The sequence below is a fragment of the Streptomyces sp. NBC_00154 genome (assembly GCF_026342835.1).
Classification (GTDB): domain Bacteria; phylum Actinomycetota; class Actinomycetes; order Streptomycetales; family Streptomycetaceae; genus Streptomyces.
On sequence record NZ_JAPEMI010000001.1, the window covers coordinates 7,325,742 to 7,341,191 of the forward strand.

Below are 15,450 nucleotides of genomic sequence, written 5' to 3' on the forward strand. Positions count from 1 at the left end.
CGCCCGGCTTGCCGGCCGGGCGCCGTAACCGCGGCCCCGGGGCTGGCACGCCGCCCCACGCAAGGGGTTCCTGGCCAAGCTGACCGGCACCCGCGAGATCGTCCTCGACGCCTCCGCCGTTCTCTTCGCAGGCGGCTACCACGTCGACGTCGTCTTCCTCCAGCAGCTGACCAGTAAGGACGGATCCGTCCAGCACAGCGGCGACAATCTGGTGGGCGGCACCGGGCAGGACGACGAGTCGATCCTCGTCGACCTCCAGCGCGTGCCGGCGCAGGTGGACCAGATCGTCTTCACGGTGAACTCCTTCACCGGCCAGACCTTCGAGGAAGTCCAGAATGCGTACTGCCGTCTCATCGACGAGACCACCGGGCAGGAACTCGCCCGCTACACCCTTACCGGCGGCGGTCACCACACCGCGCAAGTCATGGCCAAGGTCTACCGATCCGGAGGCGGCCGGCAGTTGGCAGTCCTGGGCGAACTCGCCGCAGGACGCACCTGCCAGGACCTGCTTCCCGCCATCACTCGTCACCTGTGACCCGCGCGACGCTGTCACCGGTTCGGGCTTGCGCGGCTCGAGGCTGGTGATTACGGTGCCTCAGATGTTTCACAGCGACGCCACCCCCACATTTTTTGTAAGACGGCAGATGCTCAGCGTGGGTTCCATATGTTGTACGCGGGATCGCTCATGAGCGAAACGATGCGGCCCACACAGCAGCCGTCGAAGTCACTGCGTCCCCAGCGGCAGGCCCCGGCAAAGGGCGTGGACAGCGGGCGGGCCCCAGGGAAGGCGCCCGCCACACCACGCACGTCGGCGAAGAAGCGGGACGCGTTCTTCGACAACGCCAAGTACCTGGCGATCGTGCTGGTGGCGATGGGCCACGCGTGGGAGCCGCTGCGCGGGGACAGCCGGGCCGCGGCCGCGCTGTACATCACCGTCTACACCTTCCACATGCCGGCGTTCATCGTCATCTCCGGCTACTTCTCGCGTAGCTTCGACGCGAGCCCCGGCCGGATCAAACGCCTGGTGACCGGCGTCGCCGTTCCGTACGTGGTCTTCGAGGTCGCGTACACATTCTTCAAGCGGTGGACGGGCGGCGACCCGTCGTATCCGATCAGCCTGCTGGACCCCTGGTATTTGACCTGGTTCCTGGCTGCGCTCGTCATCTGGCGGCTCACGACCCCGCTGTGGAAGGTCGTGCGCTGGCCGCTGCCGCTGGCGCTCGCCATCGCGGTGCTCGCGTCGGTCTCGCCCGACATCGGTGACGACCTCGACCTGCAGCGCGTCCTGCAATTCCTGCCCTTCTTCGTACTCGGTCTCTGCCTGCAGCCGGCCCACTTCCAGCTGGTACGCCGCCGCGAGGTCCGCCTTCTGGCCGTCCCCGTCTTCGCCGGCGCCCTGGCCGTCGCGTACTGGGCGGCCCCGCAGATGAACGCGGCCTGGTACTACCGCCGCGACAGCGCCCAGGAACTGGCTGCGCCGGGCTGGACCGGCGCCGTCATGACGCTCGCCCTGTTCGGATGCTCGGTGATTCTGGTCGCCTGCTTCTTCGCCTGGGTACCCCGGCGCGAAGTGTGGTTCACCGCTCTCGGCGCCGGGACGCTGTACGGCTATCTGCTCCACGGCTTCCTCGCCAAGGGCTCCCGCTTCTGGCACTGGTACGACCAGGACTGGCTCCACCAGCCGTTCGGCCAGATCACCGCCACCCTCATCGCCGCAACGGTCATCACTGCACTGTGCACCCCGCCCGTGCAGCGGATCTTCCGTCCCGCGATGGAACCCAAGTTGGAGTGGGCCTTCAAACGGAACGCTACCGAGGTCCGGCGAACGAGGTGAGTGGTCCGGCGCGGCTACCGGTGGTCCACTTCGAACGCATCACCGCGGACACACCGGCGGGCCGCCAGGCCGTTCTCGTACGAGAGCACCGAGAGCGAGTGGTGGGGCAGCTGGAGTACCAGGTCTGCCACCCGTGCCGGCTCGGCTACATAGACCGCATCTCCATCGTTGGCTGCCGGCAGGGGCACGGTCTGGGACGTGAAGCACTGCATACCGCCCTGGCGCCGTGCCCAGACTATGCCTGGTCCACGTCCCGACAGTCCTCGGCGGGACGAAAGTTCTTCCTGGCCATGGCTGAGGAGACGGACATACCCTTCCCACCGCGTGCGGTGCGCTGCCCACACATGGTGTCCGCGACCTCACCAAGGGGCGCGGAACATTGATCCGGCTACACCCGTTGACCGACACACAGTGATACATGAGGAGTCAACGCTTTGTCCGCCAGACCGACGGACCCTCCGGGGCACAGTCCCCGACCATCCCGCCAGATTTCACCTGAGCACGGCACGCGGCGGGGTGGTGTTCGATGAGTGCCGCACTTGGCCTTCTGGCCGTCTTCATCCTGACCGCCGGCACCGGCTATTTCGTCGCGCAGGAATTCGCGTACGTCTCCGCCGACCGGCTCGCCCTCGCACGCGAAGCCGCGGCCGGCGACAAGAAGGCCGCCCGCGCCCTGAAGGTGCTGGAGCGGTTGTCCTTCATGTTGTCCGGCGCGCAGCTGGGCATCACCGTGACCGGCCTGGTCGTCGGCTTCATCGCCGAACCGTCCGTGTCCGCACTGCTCAATCCCGCCCTGACCGGCATCGGCATCCCGGACGGTGCCGTCACCGGAATCTCCGTGGTCCTCGCCTTCGTGTTGGCCACCGTCGTGCAGATGGTGCTGGGTGAGCTGGCGCCGAAGAACCTCGCGATCGCCGTGCCGGAGCGACTGGCCAAGTCCCTGGCCGCCTCCACGCTCGCGTATCTCAAGGTCGTCGGACCGGTCGTGCGGATTTTCGACGGCGCCGCCAACAAGCTGCTGCGCAAGGTTGGCATCGAGCCGGTCGAGGAGCTGCACCACGGCGCCACCCTGGAGGAGCTCGGCCACCTCATCGGCGAGTCCCATGAACAGGGTGAGCTGCCCAAGGACACCGCCGCGCTTCTCGACCACGCCCTGGAGTGCCTGCTATGGAGTGCTCCTTGTTACCGGACTTACTCGCGTCGAAGCGTTCGCCGTCCCCCGCGATCTCGCAGGTGCTGCGGCCGTCTTCTACGGCCTGAGCTGTCTCGGGCTCGCCGCTCCGTACATGCGTGCCGCGCTCAAGGGACCTGTACCGTCCGCGGATTCCATCCTCCTGGCTGCTCTCGGCGTGGTTCTCCTGATCTCCGCAACGGCATTCCGCCGTCACTGCCACGCAGTACGCGGCGAGGCCCTCCTGCACTCCGTGTCGCCCCGACGGCACAAGGCGATGCAACCCAACCGGGGTGCAGCACACGATCCCTGTCCTGAGCGCACCCACGCGCCTGCGGACAACCAGTCGATGAAAGGAACGTCATGCGTATCGCCATTGTCGGAGCCGGCGGGGTGGGCGGGTACTTCGGTACCCGGCTCGCCGCCGCCGGCAACGAAGTGACCTTCGTTGCCCGAGGCCGCCACCTCGAGGCGATCCGCCGCGACGGACTCGAAATCCGCAGCCCACTGGGCGCGTTCCGGGCTCCCGCCAACTCCGCCGTGGCGAGCATTTCCGAACTGGGGCCCGTCGACCTCGTCATTGTCGCCGTCAAACTGTGGGACACCGACGATGTTGCCGCGCAGCTGCGACCGGCTGTCGACCGCGGAGCACGCGTCCTTTCCCTGCAGAACGGCGTGCACAAGGACATGATCCTGCGCCGTCATCTGCCCGACGAGGCAGTCCTGGGCGGAGCCTGCTACATCTCGGCCTTCATCCAGGAACCCGGGGTCATCACCCACAACGGCACCCTGCAGAAAGTGGTGTTCGGCGACTACCAGCAGGAGCAGACTCCGCTGGCACGGGCGTTTCTCGACGCATGCCACGCCGCAGGGATCGAGGCCGAGATCAGCAGCGACATCGAGAGACTCATCTGGGAGAAGTTCGTCTTTCTGGTCGGTCTCTCGGCCACCACGACGGCCATCCGGCAGCCCATCGGTGCCGTCCGCGCCCATCCGCGCTCCCGCGCCCTGTTGCGCGATCTGATGGCCGAGGTCATCGCCGTCGGCCAGGCGTCAGGCGTCCAGCTGGACGAGAAGTTCGCCGATGACCGACTCGCGTTCTGCGACACACTTCCAGCCGGCATGACCTCGTCCATGCACAACGACCTCGAGCACGGAAACCGCCTGGAACTGCCCTGGCTCAGCGGCGGTGTGGCCGAGCTCGCCACTCGCATGGGAATCTCCGTGCCGCGCAATCAGGCCGTGGCGGACATTCTGGCTCCCTACGAACTCGGCGGGCCCGCCATGGACTGAAATCCGCGCAGCACGGGCCGACCAGAATCGGTACGAGTGGGTCCGTGAAGGTGCCAGGCGCCGGGAGGGGACCGTCGCCCTCCCGACCCGGCGCCTGGGGCGTGCGGGTCTTGTCTGCCCGGGGCAGTGGCAACCCGGGAACCGGTGAGAGGACGTCCCGTGCGTGACGCGGGCCTGGTTACGCTGCGCAAAGACGGGACGAAGCGGTTCTGGCGGGCGGACCGGGAGGTGCTTGCACCGGTGGCCGACTACCTCCCGAGCACGTGGAGCTCCAAGCTCGACACCCTGACCGGCTGACCGATGAGGTCGGACGGAGCGAGAACACCTCATCACGCCACCCGCGACCCCCACGGACACCGCCACACTGGGGCGCCGCGTCGCGGCCCGCCCGGGGAGCATCTTCAGCCTGTTCACCGACTGAGAGAAGTGACACCGAGAGAAGTGGCTGTCCTCGATGGGGGGCGATGGCGTGTTCTCCGCCGACCCGGGTGCTCGTATCGCACCCGGGGCAGTCACCTGTCCGATCGAGCCCGCACATGCCCGAGTCTGTTTACATCGTCGAACTATGGGCGTAACGTGACCGCGAATCCACACACTCGGGCATGGAACGGATCCAAAACAACATGTATGCACCGGAGCGGCAGCAGGCGATCCTCCGCCTTGCCCGCGAGAGCGGCCGGGTCGATGTGCTGTCCCTGGCCGAGGAGTTCCAGGTCACTGCTGAGACCGTGCGGCGTGATCTGAAGGCGCTGGATCGGGCCGGGCTGCTGCGGCGCGTCCATGGCGGTGCGATTCCGGCCGGGCGGCTCGACTTCGAGCCCGATCTCGCCGAGCGCGATGCAGTGGCCATTGATGAGAAGGAGCGCATCGCGGCCGCCGGGCTCGGCGAGCTCCCCACCGACGGCAGCGTGATCATCGATGCGGGCAGCACGGCCGTCCGGCTGGCTGCGGCCATCCCGCTCGACGCCCACCTCACCGTGGTCACCCATGCGCTGCCGGTCGCCGCACGGCTCGCCGACCACCCTGGCATCGCGCTGCATCTCGTCGGCGGCCGTGTCCGGCACCGTACCCGAGCAGCAGTCGATGCCTGGGCGTTGAACGCCTACAGCGAGATCAACGCCGATGTCGTCTTCCTCGCCACCAACGGTTTCTCACCGAAGGGAGGTCTGACCACGCCGGACCTGGCCGAGGCTGCTGTCAAGCGCGCCATGATCTCTGCCGCCCGGAGGGTCGTGCTCCTGGCCGACTCCGCCAAGTTCGGCCAGGAATACTTCGCGCGCTTCGGTGATCTCGCGCAGGTCGATGTGCTCATCACCGACACCGGACTCGGCTCGGACGACGCCCTTGCCATCGAGGGCCAGGGCACGGAAGTAGTACGCGCATGATCCTCACCGTCACCCCCAATCCCAGCCTGGACCGTACGTACGAGCTTCCCGGGCTGACCCGCGGAGCCGTGCTGCGGGCCACCCACGACCGAGTCGACCCCGGCGGCAAGGGCATCAACGTCTCACGCGCGGTTGCGGCAGCCGGCCACCGTACGATCGCTGTCGCACCGCTCGGCGGGCCTGAGGGCGCACTGCTCGCCCGGCTGCTCGGCGAGCACGGCATCGAGGCGGCCGGAGTGCCGATCGTCGGCAGCACGCGTATCAACGTCACACTGGTCGAACCCGATGGAACACTGACCAAGGTCAACGCGGTAGGCCCGGAGATCACTGTGGCCGAGGCAGAGGCCCTGCTGGATGCCGTAAGAACCCGGTCGGCGACCACGGACTGGATCGTCTGCTGTGGCAGTCTGCCGCGTGGGCTGTCCCCGCAGTGGTACGCCGAGTTGGTGGCACGCAGCCACCGTGCCGGGGCCCGGATCGCCCTCGACACCTCCGGCGCGGCGCTGATCGCGGCGCTGCGGGAGCGCCCCGATGTGATCAAGCCGAACGCGGAGGAGCTCGCCGAGGCCGTCGGTCGCCCACTGGAGACGGTGGGCGACGCCGTGAAAGCGGCGGAGGAGCTCCGCGAGCGCGGTGCCCGGTCCGTTCTGGCCAGCCTGGGGGCCGACGGACAGCTGCTGGTCGACGGTACGGGTACGTACTTCGGCAGCGCCCGGGTGGACGCAGTCCGCAGCAATGTCGGAGCGGGCGACGCCTCCCTCGCAGGCTTTCTCACTGCGGGTGGACGAGGCCCGGCTGCGCTCGCCGCGGCGGTCGCCCACGGCACGGCGGCCGTGCAGCTGCCGGGCAGCGTCATGCCGACCCCCGCAGAACTCGACCTGTCGGCGGTCACCACGACCACCGACATCGCCCTGGATCGACCCCTGACGGGACCGGCTTCATGACTGTCGTGCATCCGCTATCCAGCCCGCACCGCCCCGAGTCCCCCCGAGCCGCCCGCAGGACGGTTCACGAGCAAGGAGCCCCGCGTTGAGTGAACTGATCACCGCGGCACTGGTCGATCTCGATCTGTCTGCCGAGACGAAGTACGACGCCGCACGATCGCTCGCCGAGCGGATGGTCACCGAGGGCCGCGTCAGCGACCTCGACGGCTTCCTCGCCGACGTCGCCGCCCGTGAGGCACAGATGCCGACGGGTCTGGAAGGCGGCATCGGCATCCCGCACTGCCGCAGCGAGCATGTCACCGCGCCCACGCTCGCCTTCGGCCGCAGCGAGCGGGGCATCGACTTCGGTGCGGCGGACGGTCCCGCGGATCTGATCTTCCTGATAGCGGCGCCGTCCGGGGCCGACGACGACCACCTCACCATCCTTTCTGCCCTGGCACGACGGCTGATGGACCCCGACTTCACGAGCGCACTGCGCGCGGAGCGCGCCCCGAGCGTGGCCGCGGCCCTGATCCGCGGCGAGGAGGCCACGTCGGTCGCCTCCACTTCGGACGCCTCGCCCCCGGAGGGTGCAGCAGCGAACGGCCCTGCCGCGGACAGCACCGCACCGGCCGACAAACCCTTCCGGATCGTCGCCGTCACGTCATGTCCGACCGGCATCGCGCACACCTACATGGCCGCCGAGTCGCTGGCAGCCGCGGCCCGCGCCGAAGGCGTGGTGCTCGACGTCGAGACGCAGGGCTCTGCGGGGTTCGAAAGGCTGGATCCAGGGCTCATCGCCGCTGCCGACGCGATCATCTGGGCGCATGACGTCGAGGTACGCGAGAAGGCACGGTTCGACGGCAAGCCCATCGTCGACACCGGGGTCAAGGCAGGGATCAACCGTCCCGCCGCGCTGATCGCCGAAGCCAAGCGGAAGGCGGAGCGCGGCGAGAACAGCACCGTCACGGGTGGCGCCGCTCAGCAGGACGACGGGGTCACGAACGGCGGTGGCAACGCACACTTCGGGATCCGGTTGCGGACCTACCTGATGTCCGGCGTCAGTTACATGGTGCCGTTCGTCGCTGCAGGGGGCCTCCTCATCGCGCTGTCGTTCGCCATCGGCGGCTACGAAATCGCCAGTGCCAAATCCGTCGCGGACCACTTCGTCTGGGGAGAGGCCGACAGCTGGGCCGCTCTGCTCAACCAGATCGGCACCGCCGCATTCGCCTTCCTGGTGCCGGTACTGGCCGGTTATATCGCGTACGGCATGGCGGACCGGCCCGCGCTCGTCCCTGGGTTCGTCGGCGGTGCCATCGCCCTCACCATCAACGCGGGCTTCCTTGGCGGCCTCGCGGCAGGTCTGCTGGCCGGTGCGGTGGTGATGGCGATCCAACGGGTGAAGGTCCATCCCACGCTGCGCGGCATCATGCCGGTGCTGGTGATTCCCCTGATCGCCTCGGTGGTCGTCGGTTTCCTGATGTTCATCGTTGTCGGCAAGCCGATCGCTTCGCTCCAACGGGCCCTGACTGACGGCCTCAACGGGCTCTCCGGCTCGAACGCGATCATTCTCGGCATCGTCCTCGGCCTGATGATGTGCTTCGACATGGGCGGACCGCTCAACAAGGTGGCTTACGCCTTCGCGGTCGGCGGGCTGGCCGACCCGACGCCCGGCAGCCTCAAGGTGATGGCCGCAGTGATGGCGGCCGGCATGGTGCCGCCGCTGGCCATGGCACTCGCAACCACCGTGCGCGGCAGGCTGTTCACCAAGACCGAGCGGGAGAACGGCAGGGCGGCCTGGGTCCTGGGCGCATCCTTCATCAGTGAGGGCGCGATCCCGTTCGCGGCGGCCGACCCTCTCCGGGTGATCCCGTCGGTGATGGCCGGCGGCGCGGTGACCGGTGCGCTGTCGATGGCCTTCGGCTGCACACTGCGCGCCCCGCACGGTGGCATCTTCGTGGTACCACTCATCGGCGATCCGTTCCTCTACCTGTTGGCCATCGCGGCCGGTACGGCCGTCGCGACCGCACTCGTTGTCCTCCTCAAGGGGATGCACAGGACCGCGGAGGCGCCGGCTCCGGCGATCGAAGAGCCCAAGATCTCCGTCGCCGCCTGACGGTCTGCCCCGTAACTCCGTTCCTCCCATTACCAAACAGGAGAGTTCACCATGCATCAGCGCACTGTCGCCGTGGGTTCCCGCAGCGGTCTGCACGCACGCCCGGCCTCGTTGCTCGTCCAGGCAGCGACTCGGCAGCCGGTCAAGGTGACAATCAGCCGGGACGGTCAGAGCGGGGTCGACGCCCGGAGTCTGCTCTCCGTGCTCGCCCTCGCGGCCCAGTACGGCGACTCAGTGGTGCTGGCCGCGGAGGGCGACGGCGCGGAAGCCGCGGTCGAGGAGCTGGCTACGCTCCTCGCCCGCGACCTTGATGCCACGCCGTAACGTCAGTGGCTCCCGCCGTCCACCGGGCGCGCAACGGCTCAGGGGACGGCGGGCGTTCGAGCGGGACTCGCGACGGAGTCCTCGCAGCTCATTTGCTGTGGCCCAGCACCGTATTGATCGCAACACCTGTGGTGTGAGACATGTCAGCTGTTTGCCGGGGGTAGTGGTACCGGCGCCCGACCGGTGGCCGGACGCCGATAGACGTCAGGTCAGGCCGGTGACGTGACGGCCCGGCCGAGATGCCGGGCGAAGAACCGGACCGCATTGTCGGCCTCGAACCTGGGAAGCTCCTTGTGCCTGCCCGCGTTGGCGTACAACGTCTTTTCCTTCGAGGCGAAGGCGTCGAACAACGCGAGAGGTCATCACGTCCGACCTCCTTTTCTGCCGACCGATCATGGTTCCGACGCCCCGAAGGCGCTGCGGGACGGGTTCAAGGAACGCGTGGCTGCCGAGCACCGGACGCCGCCCGAGGCGCTCATCAAGGCGATACACGACAGAGCCAACACGAAACGTCGCGAGCGCCTGCCGTCGGCCGATGGCTCCGCCCCGGAGTGACCAGCTCAGCGCACCCGTCCGCGAGGTTTCAGGGGCATCTGCGTGAGTCTGGGAGCGGGCAACGGAGCACCGTCGTTGCACTTCACCTCGCCAGAGCGAGTGTCTTCATCAAGTCCGAACGAGTGTGGGCGACAAGCTCGTTGGACCGCCCCACGATGTTCCACCATATCTCAGGGCTTCCTCCACTTCCATCGGGTCAAAGTCCAGAAGGCCCGCGGCGGCTTCCTCCGGCGTGAGCGGATCGTTTGGGCGCCGGTGAGCACGGCTACCGCATTCCGGACCTCGCGGCGCGGACGGCGCCGGCCTTCGCCGCCACGACGGAGCCGGGGATTGTCGACGAATTCCTTCGCGACTCCTGAACGCCTCGCGCTCGTACCGGCCCGGGTTCCGGCGGCCGTTGCCCACCTCGCGCGCACGCGACAGATCATGCACGTTCGAGGCGGCCGAAAATCGATTGATCACCCCGCATGCTGTGCCTTCCGTACGGAAGACGGTCATGCCCGAATCGGAAGTGACCGGCCGACCGGACGGTCTGACTGCAACTTTGCATAACTCGCTTTATGTGGAGCTCGCTTGAGAGAATTCCGGCGGAGTTTCGGGCGAAGGTCAGCGGTACGATCCCCGTCACGGTGACCACGGCCGCAGGCACGAGCAACCCGCTCAACTTCTATTACATCGGCGCGCCGTTCAAGGCCTCGCTGAGTGCTGCTTCGGGGCCCTCCGCCGACGGCAACACCGTCACCATCAGCGGCACCGGTCTCGCAACCGCATCGTCCGTCGCCTTCGGAGGCAACAACGCAACCGCGACCATCACCTCCGACAGCCTGCTGAGCGTCACCGTTCCTGCCGGCACCATCGGTTCGGTCGGCGTGAGGCCGACGTCAGGTTCGACTTCCGGCGGTACCGCGGTCACGATCACCGGAACCGACCTGCCCACCACCGAGTCGGTCACCTTCGACGGCGTGATCGCGCCGTTCTCGGTGATCAACAGCACCACGGTGTCAGTGTTCACACCGCCCGGCAGCGCGGGCGCGGTCGATGTCGTCCTCATCGCAACCGGCGGGAGCGCCACCGCAGCCGCCGGGTTCACCTACGTGGCGGACCCCGGTATCTGATCGACTCGCTCTTCCCGGCACGTGTCGGGCGAGCAGGCGGCCCGGGCACCCCGGAAGGCGCCCGGGCTGTCACCGTGCCCCACCCCTATGGTCGCATCCGTCCACCGCTGCGAACAGGCACCATGACGACACCTGCCCTGACGGGCCTTTCTCCCAATCAAGGACCCACCGCGGGCGGCACCACGGTGACACTCACCGGGACCAACCTCGGCGACGTGACAACAGTCCGCTTCGGCACCACAGCCACCGCGTTCACGATCGTGTCTCCCACTCAGATCACCGCCACCGCCCCTCCCGGATCCGAGGGATCCGTCCAGGTCACCGCCATCAGCCCGGGCGGCACCAGCGGAGGGGTTGCCTACTACTACGTCGCGCTGCCGACCTTGACAGCCGTGTCTCCCGGTCAAGGACCGATGGCGGGCGGCACCGCTGTGACACTCACCGGAACCAACCTCAGCCAAGCGACGACAGTCCGCTTCGGCACCGTAACGGCTGCGTTCTCGGTCCTGTCCACCACGCAGATCAACTCCGTCACCCCATCGGCCCCTGCCGGATCCCCGGGACCTGCTCAAGTCACCGTCACCAGCCCCGGCGGTACCAGCGGAGGGGTTGCCTACTACTACGTCGCGCTGCCGACCCTGACAGCCGTGTCTCCTGGTCAAGGACCCACCGCAGGCGGCACCGCTGTGACACTCACCGGAACCAACCTGCTCAACGCCACGACTGTCCGTTTCGGTGCCACGGCAGCAGCATTTTCGGTCGTGTCGGCCACACAGATCACTGCCACCTCCCCTCCCGGATCCACGGGGTTCGCCCAGATCACGGTCATCACCCCAGGCGGCACCGGCGGAGGGGTGGCCTTCCAATACGTCGCGCTGCCCACGCTGACGGACCTGTCTCCCGATCAAGGACCACCCACGGGCGGCACCACGGTGACACTCACCGGAACCAACCTCGGCGACGTGACAGCTCTCCGCTTCGGTACCACAGCAGCTGCGTTCACGATCGTGTCCGCTACGCAGATCACCGCCACCGCCCCCACCGGATCGGCTGGAGCCGTCCAGGTCACCGTCACCAGCCCCGGCGGCACCAGCGCGGGACTGACCTACACCCGGATCGCGCTCCCCGGTATCTGAGCGGCCGTCGGCGCCTGCTGAGTCCCGGGACAGGACCGCGAGGGGACGCGTTGAAGACGGCGGCGTCAGAGCAGCGGTGGCCGGGTGGCCTCCCGGCTGCGTCCCCTCGGATACGGGCGCACCGCGCTGCAGGTGCAGACGGACGAGGCTTTCGGGCTGGTGACTGAACATCGCGCCGGCCCGAGAGCCTCGTCCGTCAGGCACTACCGACCACCACCTGCTCGGTGGCGAACGTGAGGAAGCTCAGCCAGTACGAGCCGCACCGCCATACAGCGCGCAAACCGCGTAGACGGTCACGAAGATGCCGCCGTCTTGGGCATCGGCGTTGACGAATTGCCATCCGCTGGAAGGCCCTCCCACTCAGGCTTCCGTTTCACGCAGAGCTGTCCCACCGGTCGCTGGCCGGTATCCGGTGCACCACTTCCTGATGCACACCGACCAGGACACGGTGGTGGAGCGCATCGAGACCGACACGAAACCGGAAAGCGTCACTGCCCACCGGTGGCGCCTTGACCATCTCGCCGACAGTCGGCAGTCCCTGTCCTGGCTCCGCGGGGCAGCGGGACGCTTCCACGGGGAACCAGAAGTCAGCCGCCGCGCTTCAGGCGTACGACGACGGGGGCGCCGAAGGGGTCGCCGGACTGGTTGACCTGGACGTGTCCGGCGCCCAGCCACTCGTCGGTGCCGGGCACCCGATGGATCTCCTTGAGCCACAGCGACTGGTTCGACCCCTTGCGGGCACCGGTCGACAGGGGCAGGCGGTGGCGCTTGATCTTCACGCACCGGCCGTCATCGGTCAGGTACCAGTTGCCGTCGAGGAACAGGCCCTCATCGTCCTGATCCACCGGGGTACGCAGAGCGCACCCACCGGGTGCGGGCTCCTGTTCGACCCACTTGGAGCCGTCCCAGCGCAGCCGGATGAACTCGTCCGCGGGTTCGTTCTCGACCTCGCCGTGGTTGAAGGAGTTGTTGCCGTACGCGCGCACCTCACCGCTGTCCAGCGCGAAGACCTGGCCGAGCCCGGCGCTGGGCTCCGGCGGGAGCGGCTCCTGGAAGCGGGCCTGTGGAGTCTCCACCGACTTCCAGGACGTGCCGTCCCAGTGCATCGAGACGGGCTGGCTGTACCGCTCGCCGTAACCCAGCTCGGTGCCCGGCCCGGTCGAGCGGCTGCCGACCGCCCAGACGTCGTCCGGTCCCACCACCGCGAGGTCGGAGGTGCCGTACGGCAGCCGGGTCGTGTTCCAGCGGGTGCCGTCCCACCTCGCCCAGCGGGTCACGCCGGCGCCCACTTCATAGGTCTGGGGCCGCAGCCACAGGACTTCCTCGCCGACCTCTTCGAGCACGGGCGGGTAGTCGGTGGTGCCGAGAGCTTCGGGAACGGGCTCGCGCTTCCACTGCGTACCGTCGTAGTGCAGCAGGTGAGCGTTGGCCTCGCCGTTGTTCTCGGTCCCGACCGCCCAGATGTCGTCCTCGGACAGAACGGCGACATCGGTGAGGTCTCCGCTGAAGTCCGCGATGTGCTCGAACTCCCAAGTGAGGGAGTTCGCCGGGGCCTTTGGCGGGGCGTCCTTGCCGCCGGTGTCTGCCGTGTCGGCGGAGCCCGTGGTCCGGGAGCCCGTCGGCTCGTCGTCCGTGCCGCACCCCGCAGCCGTGAGCACTGTGGCCAGCACGGCGACGGCCACTATGCCTCTCTGCGTGATTCCCGAAGCTCTGCGCATGATCACACCCCCCTTGTTGCTCCTCCTCGGAGCGGTTTTCAGCGAGCGGGCAGCCTACCCGTGGTCAGCGGCCCCCTTTTGGGGCACGGACGCTGACCGGATCGATCGTGCACCGCGACCGGTCCAGCGCACCGCGGGCGCCGAGCTCGTCGAGCATGACGCGGTGGAGCCGGTCCCGGACCCGGTCCCGGCTCCACCGAGAGAAGCGCCGGTGGACGGGTTGCACCTCGCGGCAACTCCCACCGGTCTTCGGGCCGTACTGACAGACGGGCCGACGCCTGCCATAGGAAACGACCTCTTCAGGGATCTGCCAGGCGCTCTTCAGGTTTCCCGGGGTCCTTCGGCGTGTGCCGCCACGGTTCGCGGCAGGGCCGTCGGTGAACCGCGGCCGGCCTTCGGACGGGTTCGGTGGCCGTCACTGGCTGCTGAGGTACCTGCCGTATGCGAGCGCGCTCGACGGGGAGGGCAGACCCAGCTTGGCGGGTGTGAAGGCGAAGGAGCCGTTGACGCTCGCCCGAGGCAGCAGCCACACGCCGCCCGAGCCGGCGTTCTCACCCGGGGAGCCGACCGCCACGTCCGCCCTGCCGTCGTGGTTGTAGTCGCCGGTCGCGACGGCGGCACCAAAGGCGTCGGCAGCTTCCGCGACGCCCGGCACGCGCGGAGTGTCCTGCTGGAACCCGACCGAGTGGCCCTCGCCCCACGCGTCGACGAGGCCGGTCGGGCCGCCGAACAGGAGGGTTGCGGCGCCCGCGCCCGAGCGGGTGCCGATCGCCTCACCGGGGGCGCCGGCTATCAGGTCGTCCCGGCCGTCGCTGTTGATGTCGGCGACGGCGAGAGCGGCGCCGAAGCGGTCACCGGCCTCCGCGATGCCCGCCACGCCGACCGTGTCCTGGTTGAGGGTCTGCCGTCGGAACCCGAAGCTGCCGGGTGTGGCGTTGCCGTAGTGGACGTGGATGCCGCCGCCCTTGGCGATCTCCTCGGGGCCGCACGGGTCGTCCACGTTCTCGTCGGCGATCTCCCGGCACTCGCCGAGGGCCAGGTCGTCGTGGCCGTCGCCGTCGAAGTCGCCTGCGGCGAGGGCGGAGACTCCGGCGTTGTCGGTGTTCCAGGTGTTGGCCATGGACTGCTCGGTTGCGTCCCAGGCCCACAGGCGTACGTGCGACTGGGTGAACGGGGTGTTCGTCCAGTACCCGACGGCCAGGTCCGCTGTGCCGTCCTCGGTGAAGTCGCCGCTGGTGAGGATGGGGGCGCGGCCGCCCATCGGGGCGGTGAGAACGGTGGTGTAGATGCCGTCGGCGGTGCGCAGGACGACCTTGTCCTTGCCACCGATCACGATGTCCCTGCTGCCGTCGCCGGTCAGGTCGGCCGAGGCGACCGCCAGGCCGAAGGCCGCCGATGCGGACGGGCCGTTGAGGACCACGGAGCCCGGGCCCGGACCGCCCTTGGCGCCGCCCACCGCGGTGACCGAGCCGGCGTCCGTGCCGCGGCCGGTGACGTCCTCGCCGGGGGCGCCGACGAGGAGTTCCGCGACGCCGTCCCCGCTGGTGTCCACCAGTGCCACGGAGGCGCCGAAGCGGTCGCCCGTCTCGGGGGTGCCGGGGACCTCGGCGGTGGCCTGGCTGATGCGGATGCTGCCGTGGGCGCCGATTCCCTTCGGGCCGCCCCAGACGATGTTGACGTAGCCGGCTCTCGCCTTGCCGCCGACCGCGCCGTTCGGTACTCCGACGGCGAGGTCCGCGTACCCGTCGGCGTTGAAGTCGCTGGCGGTCTGCGGGGGAGCGGCGGCCGAGGCCGGGAGGGTCAGCCCGGCGGTGGCCGCAGCGACGACGGTGGCTGCTGTGGCGTACATCCGTATCCGTGTGCGCACGGGGGCTCCAAGA

At 68.7% G+C, this 15,450-nt stretch carries 13 protein-coding genes and 4 pseudogenes; 12 read left to right on the forward strand and 5 right to left on the reverse strand.

Annotated features, from left to right (window positions below):
- Positions 1 to 40: 40 nt before the first annotated feature.
- Together OHA03_RS32810 and OHA03_RS32815 are read left to right on the forward strand one after the other, a co-directional pair.
- Positions 41 to 535: pseudogene (locus OHA03_RS32810) on the forward strand (TerD family protein); the annotation flags it as partial.
- Positions 536 to 685: 150 nt separating this feature from the next.
- Positions 686 to 1,834 carry an acyltransferase family protein gene (locus OHA03_RS32815; RefSeq protein WP_267007314.1) on the forward strand — a complete coding sequence of 383 codons (1,149 nt, stop codon included), beginning with the start codon at positions 686 to 688 and terminating at the stop codon, positions 1,832 to 1,834.
- A gap of 14 nt (positions 1,835 to 1,848) precedes the next feature.
- Here the strand turns inward: OHA03_RS32815 and OHA03_RS32820 are convergent, their stop codons facing one another.
- The gene (locus OHA03_RS32820; protein ID WP_267007315.1) at positions 1,849 to 2,022 is read right to left on the reverse strand and encodes a hypothetical protein; all 174 of its coding nucleotides are present in this window, start codon (positions 2,020 to 2,022) and stop codon (positions 1,849 to 1,851) included.
- A 338-nt stretch (positions 2,023 to 2,360) separates the two neighbouring features.
- Between OHA03_RS32820 and OHA03_RS32825 the strand changes: the two are divergent.
- The 7 genes and pseudogenes from OHA03_RS32825 to OHA03_RS32855 form a co-directional block, all read left to right on the forward strand.
- Positions 2,361 to 2,993, forward strand: a pseudogene (locus tag OHA03_RS32825) (CNNM domain-containing protein); the annotation flags it as partial.
- 375 nt (positions 2,994 to 3,368) lie between these two features.
- Positions 3,369 to 4,298: a ketopantoate reductase family protein gene (locus OHA03_RS32830; RefSeq protein ID WP_267007316.1), complete on the forward strand. Its 930-nt coding sequence runs from the start codon at positions 3,369 to 3,371 to the stop codon at positions 4,296 to 4,298.
- Positions 4,299 to 4,457: 159 nt separating this feature from the next.
- The gene (locus tag OHA03_RS32835) at positions 4,458 to 4,595 is read left to right on the forward strand and encodes a hypothetical protein (RefSeq protein ID WP_267007317.1); all 138 of its coding nucleotides are present in this window, start codon (positions 4,458 to 4,460) and stop codon (positions 4,593 to 4,595) included.
- Positions 4,596 to 4,921: 326 nt separating this feature from the next.
- Positions 4,922 to 5,683, forward strand: a complete 762-nt coding sequence (locus tag OHA03_RS32840) for a DeoR/GlpR family DNA-binding transcription regulator (RefSeq protein WP_267008250.1) — start codon at positions 4,922 to 4,924, stop codon at positions 5,681 to 5,683.
- Positions 5,680 to 6,627 carry a 1-phosphofructokinase gene (gene pfkB, locus OHA03_RS32845; RefSeq protein WP_267007318.1) on the forward strand — a complete coding sequence of 316 codons (948 nt, stop codon included), beginning with the start codon at positions 5,680 to 5,682 and terminating at the stop codon, positions 6,625 to 6,627. Before OHA03_RS32840 ends, pfkB begins: the two co-directional genes overlap by 4 nt.
- Positions 6,628 to 6,712: 85 nt before the next feature.
- The gene (locus OHA03_RS32850; RefSeq protein ID WP_267007319.1) at positions 6,713 to 8,722 is read left to right on the forward strand and encodes a fructose-specific PTS transporter subunit EIIC; all 2,010 of its coding nucleotides are present in this window, start codon (positions 6,713 to 6,715) and stop codon (positions 8,720 to 8,722) included.
- Positions 8,723 to 8,773: 51 nt separating this feature from the next.
- On the forward strand, positions 8,774 to 9,046 hold the full coding sequence (locus OHA03_RS32855; RefSeq protein ID WP_267007320.1) for an HPr family phosphocarrier protein: 273 nt from the start codon (positions 8,774 to 8,776) through the stop codon (positions 9,044 to 9,046).
- Positions 9,047 to 9,255: 209 nt separating this feature from the next.
- Here OHA03_RS32855 and OHA03_RS32860 read toward each other — a convergent pair.
- Positions 9,256 to 9,402 (reverse strand): annotated as a pseudogene (locus tag OHA03_RS32860) (alpha/beta hydrolase); the annotation flags it as partial.
- Here OHA03_RS32860 and OHA03_RS32865 point away from each other — a divergent pair.
- From OHA03_RS32865 to OHA03_RS32875, 3 genes are all read left to right on the forward strand, one after another.
- Positions 9,353 to 9,601, forward strand: coding sequence for a hypothetical protein (locus OHA03_RS32865; RefSeq protein WP_267007321.1), 249 nt, complete (start codon positions 9,353 to 9,355; stop codon positions 9,599 to 9,601). The pseudogene OHA03_RS32860 and the gene OHA03_RS32865 sit on opposite strands and share 50 nt — an antisense overlap.
- A gap of 629 nt (positions 9,602 to 10,230) precedes the next feature.
- Positions 10,231 to 10,716, forward strand: coding sequence for an IPT/TIG domain-containing protein (locus OHA03_RS32870; protein ID WP_323181286.1), 486 nt, complete (start codon positions 10,231 to 10,233; stop codon positions 10,714 to 10,716).
- Between the two features lie 122 nt (positions 10,717 to 10,838).
- Positions 10,839 to 11,852: an IPT/TIG domain-containing protein gene (locus OHA03_RS32875; RefSeq protein ID WP_267007322.1), complete on the forward strand. Its 1,014-nt coding sequence runs from the start codon at positions 10,839 to 10,841 to the stop codon at positions 11,850 to 11,852.
- Positions 11,853 to 12,439: 587 nt separating this feature from the next.
- Here the strand turns inward: OHA03_RS32875 and OHA03_RS32880 are convergent.
- From OHA03_RS32880 to OHA03_RS32890, 3 genes and pseudogenes are all read right to left on the reverse strand, one after another.
- Positions 12,440 to 13,570, reverse strand: coding sequence for a hypothetical protein (locus OHA03_RS32880; protein ID WP_267007323.1), 1,131 nt, complete (start codon positions 13,568 to 13,570; stop codon positions 12,440 to 12,442).
- A gap of 73 nt (positions 13,571 to 13,643) precedes the next feature.
- Positions 13,644 to 13,781: pseudogene (locus tag OHA03_RS32885) on the reverse strand (IS5/IS1182 family transposase); the annotation flags it as partial.
- Positions 13,782 to 13,985: 204 nt separating this feature from the next.
- A complete protein-coding gene (locus OHA03_RS32890) occupies positions 13,986 to 15,437 on the reverse strand; it encodes an FG-GAP repeat protein (RefSeq protein WP_267007324.1) in 1,452 nt (483 codons plus the stop codon).
- Positions 15,438 to 15,450 lie beyond the last annotated feature (13 nt).

What these genes read in the sequence shown, in the direction of transcription:
- OHA03_RS32815 (WP_267007314.1), top strand. Translation starts at nt 686, where the DNA reads ATGAGCGAAACGATGCGGCCCACACAGCAGCCGTCGAAGTCACTGCGT.
- OHA03_RS32830 (WP_267007316.1), top strand. Translation starts at nt 3,369, where the DNA reads ATGCGTATCGCCATTGTCGGAGCCGGCGGGGTGGGCGGGTACTTCGGT.
- OHA03_RS32840 (WP_267008250.1), top strand. Translation starts at nt 4,922, where the DNA reads ATGTATGCACCGGAGCGGCAGCAGGCGATCCTCCGCCTTGCCCGCGAG.
- pfkB (WP_267007318.1), top strand. Translation starts at nt 5,680, where the DNA reads ATGATCCTCACCGTCACCCCCAATCCCAGCCTGGACCGTACGTACGAG.
- OHA03_RS32855 (WP_267007320.1), top strand. Translation starts at nt 8,774, where the DNA reads ATGCATCAGCGCACTGTCGCCGTGGGTTCCCGCAGCGGTCTGCACGCA.
- OHA03_RS32875 (WP_267007322.1), top strand. Translation starts at nt 10,839, where the DNA reads ATGACGACACCTGCCCTGACGGGCCTTTCTCCCAATCAAGGACCCACC.
- OHA03_RS32880 (WP_267007323.1), bottom strand. Translation starts at nt 13,570, where the DNA reads ATGCGCAGAGCTTCGGGAATCACGCAGAGAGGCATAGTGGCCGTCGCC.